Here is a 14,943-nt window from a genome sequence, read left to right as displayed (position 1 = left end):
ATGATTATAAAAGAGATAGAGAATAAAATACATACACAAATACCAATGACAAAACTTATGAAATTGGAATTAAAAGATTTAAATGAAACACAACTTATCACAACTGCTCCTCTTGACATCAATGTAAATGACAAAGGAACAGCTTTTGGAGGAAGTTTAAATAGTATAACTATTATTTCATCTTGGTGTATGGCATATTATTTATCTAAAAAACTTAATATAGAAAACACAAGTATAGTTATCTTTAAAAATGAAACAAAGTTTATAAGACCAGTTACAAAAGATATTGTTTGTACTACGTTTATTCCAAATGAAGAAGAACAAAATAGTTTAAAATCAAAAATAAATACAAAAAATAGTGCCTCAATAAAAATACATTCTCAAATCATTGAGAATGATAAAGTTTGTGTTGACTTTTATGGTGTCTATATTATCAAGACTTAAAAATCAGATTTATTATTATTTTCAAATATTGTTTTGAACTAATAACTGACCCTAAAACTATAAATAAACAAGCCAATGCAATAGATGTTGTCATTTGAGATACTCCAACAAGCACTAAAATCAATGTTGATAAAAGTGGTGCTAAATATGCAAGTGAGCCTAGTATCTTTATATCACCATTTTTAAGTGCAAAATCCCACAGATAAAAGGCTCCACCAACAGGTCCTATCCCTAACATGATAGCGGCCAAAAGCTCCGTAAATGAAGGAGTTATACTCTGTTCAAAAATTAAGTGTGCTATAAAAGAGAGTATGGCAGTTATTATACAAAAACCTGTCACTGCGAAGGTTGGAACATGGGTCAATGTTTTAGATATAACAGAATAACTTGACCAAATAAGTGCAGCAGCAAGTGCAAAAAGATAGCCTAAAGTATATTTTGAATCAAATTCTAAACTTCCATCTTTTAATACTAATAAAAAAGCCCCAATCAGAGCTAAAATAGTACCAACAATATGAAACCACTTTAACTTTTCATTTGGTAAAAAAGCTGAAAAAAGAACAATAAGTAAAGGCCATAAATAATTTAATAAGTTTGCTTCAACAGCAGGAGCATTTTTTATTGCTAAAAAATAAAAAAAGTGATACCCAAATAATCCACTAACTCCTATTATATATGCTTTAAGAGGAACAGTTTTCAAACTTGCGAAACTTCTTTTTTGCTTTTTTAACATCAAAATTCCAATAAGTGAAGCAATAAAAAAAGAGATACTTAAAAGTTGAAAGGGAGGAATGTTTCCAGAATATACTGTAAAAAGTGCTAGTGTTGACCACAAAAATATTGTTAATAAACCTAAAATATTACCTTTTGTATGCTGCATTAAAAAGTCCCTCATAAATTTTCAAATATTATAATAGAAAATAGTATAAAACTTTGTATGTTATAATTAATTATGAACAAAATAATTATATTTATAATCTTTTTATCTATATTTTTAAATGCTAAAACCTTTGAGGCTACATATAAAATAAGTTATGGTATTTTTGGAGAATTGGGTATTGCAAAAACAAGTCTTGAAATTCTTCCTAATGATACTTATAAAATAAAAGTACATGCTTATGCAACTGGTATCGCAAAGTTTTTAAGTAGTAACAAAGAAGAGTATTATGAAAGCTATGGAAAAATAAAAAACAATTTACTTATTCCAAATAAATATATAACTATTTCAAATAATGATTATAAAAAAAGAAAAAAAACTTATCTTTTTGACTATAAAAATAAACAAATTTTAGTTAAAAAATATGAAAGAAAACTTAATATAAGATATGATGAAAACTTAAAAAAGAAAGAATCTTGGGAAATTAATGAGTCAAAAGAGTTTACAAATTTTTTTGCAACAAATGATTTATTATCACTTTTTTTTAATATAACTAAAGTTGTTCCAAGTTTTAAGAAAGGCAATAGTTATGCTTTTAAAGCTATTGGTGCAAATAAAGATAATGGAAAATTAGATATAATAATTCCAAAAAATGAAGCTTATAAAGAGTTACAAGAGGCTTTAAATACTAAAAATAAAAAGTTTATAGTCTCAATTCATCAAAAAATATTTTCAAGTTCAAATGGAGAACTTTTTATATCTTTAAATAAAGAAGGCTTTTGTGATAAAGTAGTTTTAAAAGATGTACTTATTTTTGGTGATATTACAGGTGAAATGATAAAATTTAAAATAAACAAAGGATGATAATGAAAAAATATGTTTTGGTATTACTTCTATTTTTTTTACTAGTTGGATGTACAAGTAAAGCACCCTTTACAAATAGATCACAAATGATTTTAATATCTAAAGATCAAGAATTAGCTTTAGGTGAAAAATCTTATGAAAATACACTAAAAAAATCTGAAGTAATAACAAATACAAAAGAATCAAAAAAAGTAAAAGAGATAGGTCAAAAAATTGCAAAAGTAGTCAATAGAAAAGATTATAAGTGGGAATTTAATTTAGTAAATAATAAAGAGAAAAATGCCTTTTGTCTTCCAGGTGGGAAAGTTGTAGTTTATACAGGAATACTAAGTGTTGCTAAAAATGATGATCAACTAGCAACTGTAATGTCCCATGAGATTGCCCATGCACTTGCAAGACATGGGGCTGAAAGAATGAGTACTGGAATGTTAGCGCAAGGGGTACAAGTATTAGGAAATATTGTATTAGGTTCTCAAGCGCCAGAATATACAAATGCCTTTAACACAGCTTATGGAGTAGGAGCTCAATATGGAGTTTTATTACCCTATGGAAGAATGCAAGAGAGTGAAGCTGATGAGATAGGGATACATCTAATGTATAAAGCTGGATATAATATCGATGAAGCATTAAATTTTTGGAAAAATATGAGTAGTGGTAAAAAAGAGTCAATTGAGTTTTTCTCAACACATCCAAACTCTAGTACAAGAATTGCTGATATTTCAAAAGTAATACAAGAGATTAAAAGAAATAATACCAAATAATCTTGTATGATTATTTGGTATATTTATTATGCTATATTTGTATAAACAGCTTGAACATCATCATCATCTTCAATTTTTTCTAATAATTTACCGATATCTTCTTGTTGTTCTTCTGTAAATTCTTGAGGATTATTTGAGATTCGCTCTAATTTTGCTTTTGTAAGTTCAATTCCCATATCTTCAAATGCTTTATTTAAAGTACCAAAATCTTTATAATCAGCTGTTACTAAAACAACTCCATCTTCTTCTTCAATCTCTTCTAATCCTGCATCAATTAATTCAAGTTCAAGTTCTTCAATACTCATGTCTTCAGTTTTTTTAAATTCAAAGATTGCTTTTCTATCAAAAAAGAATTCTAATGAACCAGTAGGTGCCATAGAACCACCATTTTTATTAAAATACATTTTAACATTTGCAACTGTTCTTGTATTGTTATCTGTAGCAGTTTCTACAAAAATCAAAACACCATGAGGTCCTTTACCTTCAAAGTTTACTTCAGAAAAGTTTGCTGAATCTTTTCCTGATGCTCTTTTAATAGCTGCATCAATATTTGCTTTTGGCATGTTTTCAGCTTTTGCATTTAAAATTGCAGTTCTAAGCGCTGAATTCATCTCAGGATCTGGGACTCCAGCTTTTGCTGCTACTTCAATTGCACGTGCTAGTTTTGGGAAAACTCTTGACATGTTTCCCCATCTTTTCATTTTGGCTGCTTTTCTATATTCAAAGGCTCTACCCATAAATTTCTCCAATAATTTTCATAATTTTATGCGATTATAGCAAGTTTGTTATAAATATGATATTATACATTTAAAAAGGTAAGCTAATGGAAGAGTTAAACTTAACATGTCCTTATTGTAGACAAGCTATAACTATTTTAGTAGATACTGGAGTTTTTGGATATACGGAAATAGTAGATGATTGTGAAGTTTGTTGTAGACCCATTGAAGTTTCTTACAATGTTGAAGATGGTATAGTAACAACATTTAGTTATAATTTAATAGAAGGAAATGAATTTTAAACATTATGAATATTTTTAAAAATACCCTACTTTTAACCCTATTTACGACCCTTGCATTCTCAAATTCGACGAATATTTATCAATATCAAAACAATATTAATAATGCAAAAAAACTGTATTTAGATAAAAACACTCCTTTACAAATAAAATATGAAAAGAATATTGCCAATGGACAAACTCTACTAATACAAATAATACATGAAAAAATAACAGATCCTAAATTAACTTTGGGAAATATTAATTTGCCTTTTTATAAAGATACCTTTAAAAAAGACTCTTTTTATGCTCTTATACCTATTTCTTATTATCACAAAAGTGGAAATGATAAAGTTATAATCTCATATATAAAAGATAATAGAAGATTATTTACTTCTATTAAAATAAATATTTATAAGGGAAATTACAAAAGTGAAGAAATAAAAGTAGCAAACTCAAAAATAAATTTAAATAATAAAGACAAGATAAGAGCTAATAAAGAATATAAACAAGCAATGGATATTTACAATACAACTACAAAAGAAATACTTTGGAAAAAAGATTTCATAATGCCTATGTATAGTAAGATTACAAGTGATTTTGGTACTAAAAGAGTTTATAATAAACAACTTAAAAGTTATCACAGTGGAGTTGATTTTAGAGCAGATATTGGAACTCCTATCGTAGCAGCTAATGATGGAATTGTGAGATTTGCTGGAAATAGATTTTATTCTGGGAACTCAATTATAATTGACCATGGACAAGGTATCTTCACTTGCTATTTTCATCTTAGCAAAATTTTAGTAAAAAAAGATCAAAAAATTAAACGAGATGATAAAATAGGATTATCTGGTGAAACAGGAAGAATAACAGGTCCTCACTTGCATTTTGGAACAAGGATTCATGGAGTTTTAGTTGATCCTCAAGAACTATTTAAACTACTTAATAAACTTAATGAAAGATACTAGTCTTTAATATAAAATATCAAAACAGAATATTTTGTAAACTCTTAATACAAAAAATAAAACTTTTAAGTATAATTACAAAACAATATAAGGACTCTTTTCCTTATTAGATTTAACACAAGAAAGGCAATAATGCAATATTTCGGTAAAATTGAGACTAAATATGAGGAAATCTTTTTAACATCAAGTTATTTATATTTTAACTATGATGAAGAAGAGATAACTCCTGAAGAATTTGAAAATATGATTAAAACAAAAAAAGATAGAAAAAAAAACATAGAAGGAACAATATTTATATATAATCCAGTTGTTACTCCTATAGGATATGATTCTGAAAAATTTTTATTAGATCAAGACTTTGATAACTTTGGTGAATTTACTGAATTAAAATGTGAGACATATATCACTGTATTTAAACATGCCTTTGGACCTAGATTAAAAGGTAAACTAATTGAGATGAAAAGCCTTTTTAACCTAATAGAAAAAAATATCAATTCTACAACTTTGCTTACAAAGTTTGATGAAGATTTAGAAAAATATTACTCGATGCAAAATACAGAATTTGATAGAGATATTATGTACCAAGATGCAAATAATATTGTTCCTTCAGGTAAATTTGTGTTTTTCTGTTGGGGAGATAAAATAAGCCAAAAAGAGTTTACATTTATTCGAACTTATAGTAATACAATATTTAATAGAACAGAAGATATGGGTAAAAAAGTTGCCTTTGTTTACAAAAAAGAAAGGGGATTGCAAAGTGCAAAAGAACTTTTACAGTTTAGTAATCCAGTTGAAAACTATAAATATAGAGCTAGTATAACAAATGCAGTTAAAGAAGCATTTAGAGAATTACCTCCTATTCCTATGCCTTATGAATAGAGTGTCATAAAAATTTAAATAATAAATCAGGAGTGAGATATTCATTTTGAAAAAAATATTTTTAACACTGCTTATAATTACTAGTTTAGTAAAAGCAGAAAATCTTTATTCTAAATACCATGAAGAAGTATTTCAAGGATTATTTCCTAATAAAAAAGAGATACTAATTTATAATATTGGAAATCTAGAATATAGTTTTAAAAATATAAAATATACTAAAGAATTATATAAAAGTGATTTGATATATATAAATGAATATTACAGATTAAAAATTATAAACGATAAGCCAATACTAGCTTCTAGTTTAATACAATTAAGTTATTATAAAAATGCTATTGGGGCATTTTATATGGAAAATGGCAAAGCAAAAATAGCTTTTGTAAGAGATAGATTAAAAGATCATAATATAATTGTAAATGATTATTTGGAGAAATACATAATATATGAAAAAATATATACTTTTTGATAACGACGGAGTTTTAGTAGAAACAGAACCACTTTATTTTGAAGCTAGTAAAAGAGCTTTAAAAGAGTTTTTTAATGTAAATATTCAATTTGATGATTATATGAAAATTATGACAGATGGAAATGGAGTTTGGGTTGCTGCACCAAATGCCACTACACAAGAGATAATAATTGCGAGAAATCAAAGAGATTTATATTATCAAGAATATTTAAAAAAAGAAGATATTGCTATTGAAAATGTACATGATGTTTTAAATGAACTTAGCAAAAAATATAAAATGGGAATCGTTACAACTTCCAGAAGAGTTGATTTTGAGATAATTCATAAAAATCGTGGTATTACTGATTTTATGGATTTTGTTTTATGTGTTGAAGACTATGCTAAATCAAAACCACACCCTGATCCTTATTTAAAAGGTTTAGAAAAATTCAATGCCAAAAATGATGAAGCTATAGTAATAGAAGACTCTGAGAGAGGTTTAATATCTGCAAGAGCTGCAAATATTGATTGCGCCATAGTACATAATGAATTTACAAAAACACAAGATTTTTCAAAAGCAAAATACAAAATATCAAAATTGGAAGATCTTTTAAAAATTTTAGATTAAAAGAAAAGTTGTTTCTTTTTATAAAATTCTCTTAGGGTCTCTTCTATATTTTCAGATTCTAAATATGCGATTATATCTTTTATAGATATTGGTCTAGTTGGGAACCTAGAAAGTGCATCTACATTTGAGTATACTACTGAAACTTCATCTGGATCTGGTTTGTTAACAAGTGCCAAGACTATATACTTAGTCAAAACATCATCTATATAAACCTTTGCATTTTTTACAAACTCTGCTGATATAAAAGCAACACATGCATACCTGTGGTAAAGAATTAGAACCTTTCTTATAGGGTATTCTTCAGTACAATAAGGCTTTAACATAAATTCAATTTTATCTGTATTTTTTAAATCTAATAAGGCTTTTGAGTCATCATTTGATATTTCATTACATAACTCTAAAAAGTTCTTTTTTAATTCTCTTGTACTTACTATTTTTTCCATATGAAATAATAGCTAAAAAGGTTTTTGATTTAAATTATATTTTAAAAAAATTACAATAATTTTGAATTAATAAGCTATTAAAATAACAAAGATATAATCCCTCTATGAAAAAAGACACCATTACTTTAAAAAAAATATTCAAATTAATAATAGAAAACAAAAAAGATCTTCTTTGGGGACAAGTTTTTACATTTATTGCTATTTGCATAAGTATTCCAATACCTTTGATGCTTCCAGCACTTGTTGATGAAGTATTATTAAATAAACCAGCCTTTTTTGTAAATAATATTAATTATTTTTTTAACTCAGGAAATGCTTTTTATTATATTACAATTGTAACAATTGCAGTAATTCTTTTAAGAATTTTATATTTTATATTTAGTGCAATTACTACTAAAATTTTTACTAAGATATCAAAATATGTAACTTTTAAAATTAGAGAAAAGATACTATTACACTTAAAACAAGTAAATATGAATGAATATGAAAGTATGGGTTCAGGAGCCATTACTTCAAATTTAGTAACAGATGTAAATACTTTGGATTCATTTATCATAAATGGTGCTAGTAAATTTATATCTTCAATTTTAACACTTATTGGTGTTTCTATTGTAATGATTTCTATACACCCTATTTTGGGCTTTATGATTCTTTTTATTCAACCAGTAATTATATTACTATCAAAAAAAATATCAAGAAGTGTTGGACAACTAAAGAAAAAGGAGAATGAAGCAGTTGAAAATTTCCAAAATAATTTAGGAGAAACTCTTGATTTATTTGGTCAAATAAAAGCAAGTAATAAAGAAAAATATTTTTTTAACCAATCTATAAAAAATGCTCTTAATGTGAAAAAAACATCTGATGAATTTAACTTTAAAAGTGTAGCTTATGAGAGATTTTCATTTACTATATTTTTAGTTGCTTTTGAAGTTTTAAGAGCAGCTGGACTTGTAATGGTTGCTTATAGCAATCTATCAATTGGTATGATGTTTGCTATGTTTGGATATATTTGGTTTATAATGACACCTATTCAAGATATTTTATCTATTCAATACTCTTATGCAAATGCAAGTGCAGCGTTAAAAAGAATCAATAAAATTTTCCAATTGAAAAAAGAAAATACGGGAACAATTGAACTACCACTTGAAATAAAAGACATAGAGATAGATATAAAAAATCTATATTTCTCATATATAGAAGACAAACCAATTTTAAAAGATATTACTTTAAATATTAAACCTAATGATAAAGTTGCTCTAATAGGAGCTAGTGGAAGTGGGAAAACTACTTTAGCACAAATTATCTCTGGGTTTTATCAAAAAAATTCTGGGGAGATTACTTATAATGGTATAAATACAGATGAAATAAATAAAGAGTCTTTGAGGAAAAACATATTTTTAGTTCTTCAAATGCCAATTTTATTTAATAATACCCTTAGATTTAATATTTCAATGGACAATGAAAATATAAGTGATGAAGATATTTTTGAAGCACTTAAAATAGCTCAACTGTACGAAAGTATACAAGATATGCCAAATGGCTTAGATACAATTGTAGGTAAACATGGTGTTAGATTAAGTGGAGGACAAAGACAAAGGTTATCAATAGCAAGAATGATTGTTTCAAGAGCCAATGTGGTTATTTTTGATGAATCTACATCAGCTTTAGATGTAAACACTGAGACAAAACTTTTTAACTCATTGCAACCTATATTAAAAGATAAAACTGTAATTACTATTGCCCATAGATTAAGTACAGTAAAAAATGCAGATAAAATTTTTGTTTTAGAAGGTGGTGAAATTGTCCAAAGAGGTACACATGATGAACTTGAAGATGTGGAAGGACATTATCAAGATTTTATTAAAAATCAATTAATCTAAATCTAACTTTAGTGTAAACATTGCACCTTTGTAATCCTTATTATTATAATTAAAGTTTTCATTGCTAGCTTTAATTACACCATTTTTGTATTGTTTAATTATTTGATTACACATGTATAAACCAATACCTGTACCATTATTTTTATGTTTAGTTGTAAAATATGGATCAAATATTCTAGAAATAACTTTATTTGAAATTCCACCTGCTGTATCTTTAATTGTTAATACTAATTTATTATCTATTTTTTTTGCATTTATAAAAAGAAATTTCTCTTTATTATTATTTTCAATAAGTGCATCTTTCGCATTATTTATAATATTTAAAATAATTTGCATAAACTCATTTTCTATTCCATAAACTTCTATTTCTTCAGATTCAATAAATACTTTTATACCATTTTTTTCAAACTGTGCAATAGCTAAATTATAAGTTCTTTCAATGGCATCTTTTACACAAAAAAGAGTTGTCTCTTTTTTAGGATTTGTAAAATTTGTAAAATCATTAATTGTATTTGATAAATACTCAATTTGTCTTTTCATATCTAAAGTTATTTCTTTTATCTCTTCTTTTGAAAACTTTCCTGTATCAAAAGTATCCCTTACAAAATGAATCAATAAGTTTATATTATTTAAAGGTTGTCTCCATTGGTGAGCTATCATTGTAAGCATTTCACCAAGTGCAGATTTTTTTGACTCCTCTGCAAGCATAACTTGTTGTCTTTTATTCTTTTCTTCTAACTCTTTTTTGTATGTAATATCTCTAATTATTGCATGAACAATATTATTATCATCCAAAATTAATCTTGTAGTTCTTATTTCACAAAATAATTTTCTACCATTTTTTGACAAGAATACCCATTCAAAATTATATGTTTGATTATTAAAAGAGACTATTTGAAAAAGTTTTTCTTTTAATGCAGAAGTATCATTTTCATTTTGTTTTTTTGGAGAAATATCTTGTAATTTTTTATTTGTAATAAAAAACTTATCTTCATAATCTAACATTCTAACTACAGAATCATTACAATTAATGATATATCCATCTTCTGAATAAATAATAATACCATCAGTAGATTTATCAAAAAGTGTTTTAAATACATCTTTTTGTTTTCGTAAGCTTTCATTACTTTTGTTTAAATCATTTGAGTAGTCATTAATTATCTTATTTAATTTTGAAGTTATAAAATATATAGCAATTGATATAAAAATAATGAGTAGAATACCAACAATAATCGCAGTATTTACGCTTCTTTTTATTTTCTTTTCAATTGATGACTTAAATTCTTCTGTCTTAAAATCTAAATCATCAAAATAAAATCCAGTTCCAATTATCCAATTCCAATCTTTTTGCAAATACAAAAAGGAGAGTTTTTTAAATATTTCCTTACTTTCTGGTTTTGTATAATCATAAGTAATAAAGCCTTCCCCATAGTTTTTAATCACTTCTAAATATCTAAATCTGTACTGTTTTAAACGCTCATCTTTAATATTTGTACTTAAAAATTGTCCTTGTAATGATGGAGTTGATTGATGAAGCAATACTCTTCCATAATTTTCTCCACCATTTTTGTTAAATAAATCTATTACAAAAATATAATAACTATCATCTACATCAAAATTCAAAAGAGAATTTAAAATTTTATTTTTTATTTCTTCATTAATCGTATCAAGGCTATCACCACTTAAAATTAATAATGGTGAATCTTTTGCTTTTTTTGCATAAAATATGTATCTTTTACCTTTTAAATCAAATTCAATAAATCTATCAAATTTTCTATACTTATTTAAAATTGTCAGACCAGTTATGTCACTTAAAGATTTTAAATCAACATCTTTTAGAATATTATTTCCATCAAATAATAATTCATTATTTTTTAAATCAAAAATAATATTTAAATGATTATTTTTGAATAAATGATTTATCATTTCTACTTTAATTTTATTTTTAATATCATCATTTTTATAATTGTGATAATTAAATAGGTGCTTAGAGAAATATTCAATTTTTTCAGTATTATCTTTAAATACCATTTTTTGTTCACTTCTAAATTCATTTGTTTTAACTTTAATAATATTAGAAAAGAAATGTACTCTATTGTAAATTTTTGTCTTCTGTTCGATTAAATAATTTTTTGTAAATGCTTTTATATCTTCATCTGCACTAGTATTTAATTCATTAATATTATGCAAAGTAATTAATGAAATAGAGACTAAGACAGATAATATGGGTACAAATATAATATATAAATAAAAGTTTTTTTTCAAAAGATTCCTTAATCCATTTATTAAAGCTCAGCTAGCTTTGAGATTATATATTTAGCTTCATCATCATCAAAATATATATTATTATGTAAATCTTTAGAAACAACTTTTAAAATTTGAGTCTTTTTTTCAATCATCAACTTTTTATCATCTTTATTATTTTCAATAACATCTAAAATCAATTTTTCATATCCATCTATAATATCTTGCTTTGTTCTTACTTCTGTATTTTCACTACTTTTAGTTTTATTAATTTGTTTATAAATTAATATCAGCAAAGCCAAACTAACAAGTATAAATATCACAACTGTTGCTTCAATCAAATTAGGCCTTTTTTTATTTCATTATAAATAGATTTATATTAAGCTTCTGTTAAAATAGACTTGGTATATTTTCATTACCAAAGGTCATTTATGAAACAAAATTCAAATTTAATATTATTATCGTTTATAATTTCTTTAGTTGCAACACTTGGAAGTCTTTTTTTTAGTGAAGTGATGCAATTCATTCCTTGTAGTATGTGTTGGTATCAACGAATATTTATGTATCCTCTTGTGTTAATATTTTTAATTAATTTATTATATCCTGAAGACAAAATATTTAAATATACTTTTGTACTTATTTGTATAGGTTTACTATTTAGTATTTATCATAATTTACTAATGTTTGGCATAATTTCAGAAGACATGGTTCCTTGTGTACAAGGTGTTCCTTGTTCTACTGTTTATATTAATTGGTTTGGATTTATTACAATACCATTTTTGTCATTTATAGCGTACTTTTTGCTTTTTCTATTGCAAATACAAATTTACAAAAATTCAAAAGGAAATTAATGAAATACTTTTTACTTCTATTAACAACACTGTTTTTATTTACAGGCTGTGATGAAGATGCAAAAACTGTCATTAAAGATACACCTAGTTTTAATGAACTAAAAAAAGAAAAGAATGAAAACATATTTAACCTAATCACAACTGAAGGTAAAAAAATTAGTTTTGAATATTCAAAAGATATTTTAACATCGAAAGAATTAAATGGAAAAATAATTCTAATCAATTTCTTTGCCACTTGGTGTCCTCCTTGTAAAGAAGAGATTCCAGTATTTTCTAAGTTGACTTCAAAATATCCCGATAAATTTGAAGTAGTATCAATTTTATTTAAAGATCAAATTAGTAAAAATGACCTAGCAGCATTTATGAAAAAATATAATATGAACTTTCCAGTAACTGTAGGTGCGGATAATGCAAAAGTTGCACAAGCATTTAATGATGTTCAAAAAATACCAGAATCATACCTTTTTGCACAAGATGGAGTAATGATTGAAAAATTCATAGGTCCAGTTGGTGAAGAAACACTAGAAAATCTAATAGTTAAATTAAAAGACCAAAAGTAGAAATCTTTTTCTACTTTCAAGATAATCACAATACTTTTTTGGCATAATCCCGAATAATATATAAGGAATTAAATGTACAAAATGAAAAATGTTATTATTATGATTAGTATAATTTTCACTACTTTTTTAAATGCTAGTCAAGAAAATATAACCCAAGAAAGTCCAACTTTAAAAAGTATAACTCAAGAAAATGAAATTCAAAAAAATGCAATTAATGTTATCCAAGAAAAGACAACTCTTGATGAAACAGCTACTAAAAATATTATAAAGAATGATATAAATGTAAAAAATGAAATTCTGAAAAATGAAATTCTACCTAACACGTATAATCCAAATGACATTTTAATTGGTTTTTATGGAAGACCATATGCTAAATCTTTAGGAATATTAGGAGAACTTAATATTGATGATCTTACTAAAAAAATGAAATTAGTAAAAAAAGAGTATGAAACAATCTCAGATGGTGTAAAAATAGTACCTACATATCATATAATAAAAGATGTAGCAACTTTAGAGTCAGGTAATGATTATGACCATATAAAACCTCTAAATGAACTTTTAATTATGAAATATATCAACAGAGCACAAAAGGAAAACTTTGCTGTTATATTAGATGTACAATTAGGAACAATGAGCCCAATGGAAGCAGTAGAACCTATTTTAAAGTTTTTAAAATATCCAAATGTTCATATTGCAATTGATCCTGAATTTAAGATTCCAAAACATAGAAAATATCCTCCAGGTAAACTAATAGGACATATTTTTGCAAAAGATGTAAATGAAGTACAAGAAGCTATGCAAAACTATATGATAGATAATCATATTGAAGGCAAAAGAATGCTTTTAATTCATATGTTTTATGAAAGAATGTTAAGAAATAAAAACTTAGTAAAAAAATATGATAGGATCAATCTTACATATAACATTGATGGACATGGAAAAGGCAGTACTAAAATAAAGATTTATAACTCTTTATACAATAAAGATGCAAATAAAATTGCCCAAGGTGGTTTTAAAATTTTCTACAAAAATGATAAAAAACCACTGATGACACCTAAACAAATTTTAGGATTAGAACCTGTAAAAGGTAGAATCATATGGACTAAACCAAACTATATTAATTATCACTAATTATTTTTTTGTTTTAGATATTCTTCTTTTATTTTACTTGCCAATTGATGAACTGCCATGGCATAATAAGCACTTCTATTATAAGTAGTAATTACTTTGAAGTTCTTAGTTGCATACCACAGTTCATCACTATCTTTTTTCTTCAATTTTATCAAACTAACATGTTTATCATAATAAAACCTTTCAATAGGTTTTATACCAACTAAATCATTTCTATCATATGAAGTTGCATATCCAGTTTTAAACTTATCAAATCTTTTTCCCTCAAAATTAACTTCAACAGCAACTGGAGTTCCCCTTTCCCATCCACTCATTCTAAGATAATTTGCAACACTTCCAATTGCATCAGTTGGTCTGTCAAGTCTTATTTGATTATTTTCATCTAAGTCAACTGCTACTTTTTTAAAATTACTAGGCATAAATTGACAATAACCTATTGCTCCTGCAAATGAACCTTTAATCTCTTTGGGATCTATTTTTTCTTTTCTAGTCATAAGTAAATATGCTTCAAGTTCTTTTTTAAAAAAACTATTTCTTCTATTTTCTTTAAATGCTAAAGTACTTAAAGTATCAAAAGTAGGATTTTTACCCATAAAGCCACCATAATTGCTCTCAATTCCAATTATTGCAACTATATATGCACTTGGTATTTTATACTCTTTATAAGCTTTGTATAAAGCCTCATTGTTATTTTTTAAAAAATCAACTCCCGCTTGTACTTTCTTTTTTGATAAAAAATTTTTACTATAATCTGTCCAATAGTGTGTCTTATAATCTGTTTTATGAGGTTTTGTATAAAACCATAAAGAATCTTTTTGAATCATTACATCTGAAAATAAATCTGACAACTCTTTTTTATTAAATTTGTGCTCTTTTGCCATATAACTTTTAAATTCTTCAACACTTTTTATCTTATTAAAATCTTCTGCAAAAGAAAGATTCAAAAATATAAAAATAAATATAAATATAAACTTCAT

The 14,943-nt window shown here is 25.5% G+C and carries 18 protein-coding genes; 12 read left to right on the top strand and 6 right to left on the bottom strand.

The annotated features are described in order from the left end of the window. Entirely contained in the window at positions 1 to 444 is a 444-nt protein-coding gene (locus CRU95_RS03800; protein ID WP_129099826.1) for a YiiD C-terminal domain-containing protein, read from the top strand. Here CRU95_RS03800 and CRU95_RS03795 read toward each other — a convergent pair. Then, entirely contained in the window at positions 434 to 1,324 is an 891-nt protein-coding gene (locus CRU95_RS03795; protein WP_129099825.1) for a DMT family transporter, read from the bottom strand. The two genes, CRU95_RS03800 and CRU95_RS03795, sit on opposite strands and share 11 nt — an antisense overlap. Before the next feature lie 72 nt (positions 1,325 to 1,396). Here CRU95_RS03795 and CRU95_RS03790 point away from each other — a divergent pair, with 72 nt between their 5' ends. Both CRU95_RS03790 and CRU95_RS03785 read left to right on the top strand, forming a co-directional pair. Continuing rightward, positions 1,397 to 2,185: a DUF3108 domain-containing protein gene (locus CRU95_RS03790; protein ID WP_129099824.1), complete on the top strand. Its 789-nt coding sequence runs from the start codon at positions 1,397 to 1,399 to the stop codon at positions 2,183 to 2,185. Positions 2,186 to 2,187: 2 nt separating this feature from the next. Further along, the gene (locus CRU95_RS03785; RefSeq protein ID WP_129099823.1) at positions 2,188 to 2,946 is read left to right on the top strand and encodes a M48 family metallopeptidase; all 759 of its coding nucleotides are present in this window, start codon (positions 2,188 to 2,190) and stop codon (positions 2,944 to 2,946) included. A gap of 26 nt (positions 2,947 to 2,972) precedes the next feature. Here CRU95_RS03785 and CRU95_RS03780 read toward each other — a convergent pair whose 3' ends face one another. Continuing rightward, on the bottom strand, positions 2,973 to 3,683 hold the full coding sequence (locus tag CRU95_RS03780; RefSeq protein WP_129099822.1) for a YebC/PmpR family DNA-binding transcriptional regulator: 711 nt from the start codon (positions 3,681 to 3,683) through the stop codon (positions 2,973 to 2,975). Positions 3,684 to 3,769: 86 nt separating this feature from the next. On the opposite strand from CRU95_RS03780, the gene CRU95_RS03775 reads away from it, so the two are divergent. The 5 genes from CRU95_RS03775 (at position 3,770) to CRU95_RS03755 (ending at position 6,857) form a co-directional block, all read left to right on the top strand. Beyond that, positions 3,770 to 3,964, top strand: coding sequence for a CPXCG motif-containing cysteine-rich protein (locus CRU95_RS03775; RefSeq protein ID WP_129099821.1), 195 nt, complete (start codon positions 3,770 to 3,772; stop codon positions 3,962 to 3,964). Between the two features lie 5 nt (positions 3,965 to 3,969). Then, positions 3,970 to 4,908, top strand: coding sequence for a M23 family metallopeptidase (locus CRU95_RS03770; RefSeq protein ID WP_129099820.1), 939 nt, complete (start codon positions 3,970 to 3,972; stop codon positions 4,906 to 4,908). A 129-nt stretch (positions 4,909 to 5,037) separates the two neighbouring features. Next, positions 5,038 to 5,784, top strand: a complete 747-nt coding sequence (locus CRU95_RS03765; RefSeq protein WP_129099819.1) for a hypothetical protein — start codon at positions 5,038 to 5,040, stop codon at positions 5,782 to 5,784. A 46-nt stretch (positions 5,785 to 5,830) separates the two neighbouring features. After that, positions 5,831 to 6,250, top strand: a complete 420-nt coding sequence (locus CRU95_RS03760) for a hypothetical protein (protein ID WP_129099818.1) — start codon at positions 5,831 to 5,833, stop codon at positions 6,248 to 6,250. Continuing rightward, complete coding sequence (locus CRU95_RS03755) at positions 6,228 to 6,857, top strand: HAD family phosphatase (protein WP_129099817.1); 630 nt, start codon at positions 6,228 to 6,230, stop codon at positions 6,855 to 6,857. Before CRU95_RS03760 ends, CRU95_RS03755 begins: the two co-directional genes overlap by 23 nt. Here the strand turns inward: CRU95_RS03755 and CRU95_RS03750 are convergent. Beyond that, a complete protein-coding gene (locus CRU95_RS03750; protein WP_129099816.1) occupies positions 6,854 to 7,300 on the bottom strand; it encodes a hypothetical protein in 447 nt (148 codons plus the stop codon). The genes CRU95_RS03755 and CRU95_RS03750 overlap by 4 nt on opposite strands. A gap of 104 nt (positions 7,301 to 7,404) precedes the next feature. On the opposite strand from CRU95_RS03750, the gene CRU95_RS03745 reads away from it, so the two are divergent. Continuing rightward, the gene (locus CRU95_RS03745; protein ID WP_129099815.1) at positions 7,405 to 9,180 is read left to right on the top strand and encodes an ABC transporter ATP-binding protein; all 1,776 of its coding nucleotides are present in this window, start codon (positions 7,405 to 7,407) and stop codon (positions 9,178 to 9,180) included. Here the strand turns inward: CRU95_RS03745 and CRU95_RS03740 are convergent. Both CRU95_RS03740 and CRU95_RS03735 read right to left on the bottom strand, forming a co-directional pair. Then, a complete protein-coding gene (locus CRU95_RS03740) occupies positions 9,172 to 11,445 on the bottom strand; it encodes a cache domain-containing protein (RefSeq protein ID WP_129099814.1) in 2,274 nt (757 codons plus the stop codon). The two genes, CRU95_RS03745 and CRU95_RS03740, sit on opposite strands and share 9 nt — an antisense overlap. A gap of 20 nt (positions 11,446 to 11,465) precedes the next feature. Beyond that, the gene (locus CRU95_RS03735) at positions 11,466 to 11,765 is read right to left on the bottom strand and encodes a hypothetical protein (RefSeq protein WP_129099813.1); all 300 of its coding nucleotides are present in this window, start codon (positions 11,763 to 11,765) and stop codon (positions 11,466 to 11,468) included. A 90-nt stretch (positions 11,766 to 11,855) separates the two neighbouring features. Between CRU95_RS03735 and CRU95_RS03730 the strand changes: the two genes are divergently transcribed. The 3 genes from CRU95_RS03730 to CRU95_RS03720 all read left to right on the top strand — a co-directional run bounded on the left by CRU95_RS03730 (position 11,856) and on the right by CRU95_RS03720 (position 13,966). Beyond that, complete coding sequence (locus tag CRU95_RS03730; protein ID WP_129099812.1) at positions 11,856 to 12,275, top strand: disulfide oxidoreductase; 420 nt, start codon at positions 11,856 to 11,858, stop codon at positions 12,273 to 12,275. Continuing rightward, on the top strand, positions 12,275 to 12,835 hold the full coding sequence (locus CRU95_RS03725; protein WP_129099811.1) for a TlpA disulfide reductase family protein: 561 nt from the start codon (positions 12,275 to 12,277) through the stop codon (positions 12,833 to 12,835). Before CRU95_RS03730 ends, CRU95_RS03725 begins: the two co-directional genes overlap by 1 nt. Positions 12,836 to 12,907: 72 nt before the next feature. Further along, positions 12,908 to 13,966, top strand: coding sequence for a hypothetical protein (locus CRU95_RS03720; RefSeq protein WP_129099810.1), 1,059 nt, complete (start codon positions 12,908 to 12,910; stop codon positions 13,964 to 13,966). Here the strand turns inward: CRU95_RS03720 and CRU95_RS03715 are convergent. After that, complete coding sequence (locus tag CRU95_RS03715; RefSeq protein ID WP_129099809.1) at positions 13,963 to 14,943, bottom strand: lytic transglycosylase domain-containing protein; 981 nt, start codon at positions 14,941 to 14,943, stop codon at positions 13,963 to 13,965. The genes CRU95_RS03720 and CRU95_RS03715 overlap by 4 nt on opposite strands.

It is taken from the genome of Arcobacter sp. F2176 (genome assembly GCF_004116465.1).
Lineage (GTDB): Bacteria > Campylobacterota > Campylobacteria > Campylobacterales > Arcobacteraceae > Arcobacter > Arcobacter siniprincipis.
Note: the sequence above shows the minus strand (reverse complement) of the source record. Positions and strands in the feature narration are given on the sequence as shown.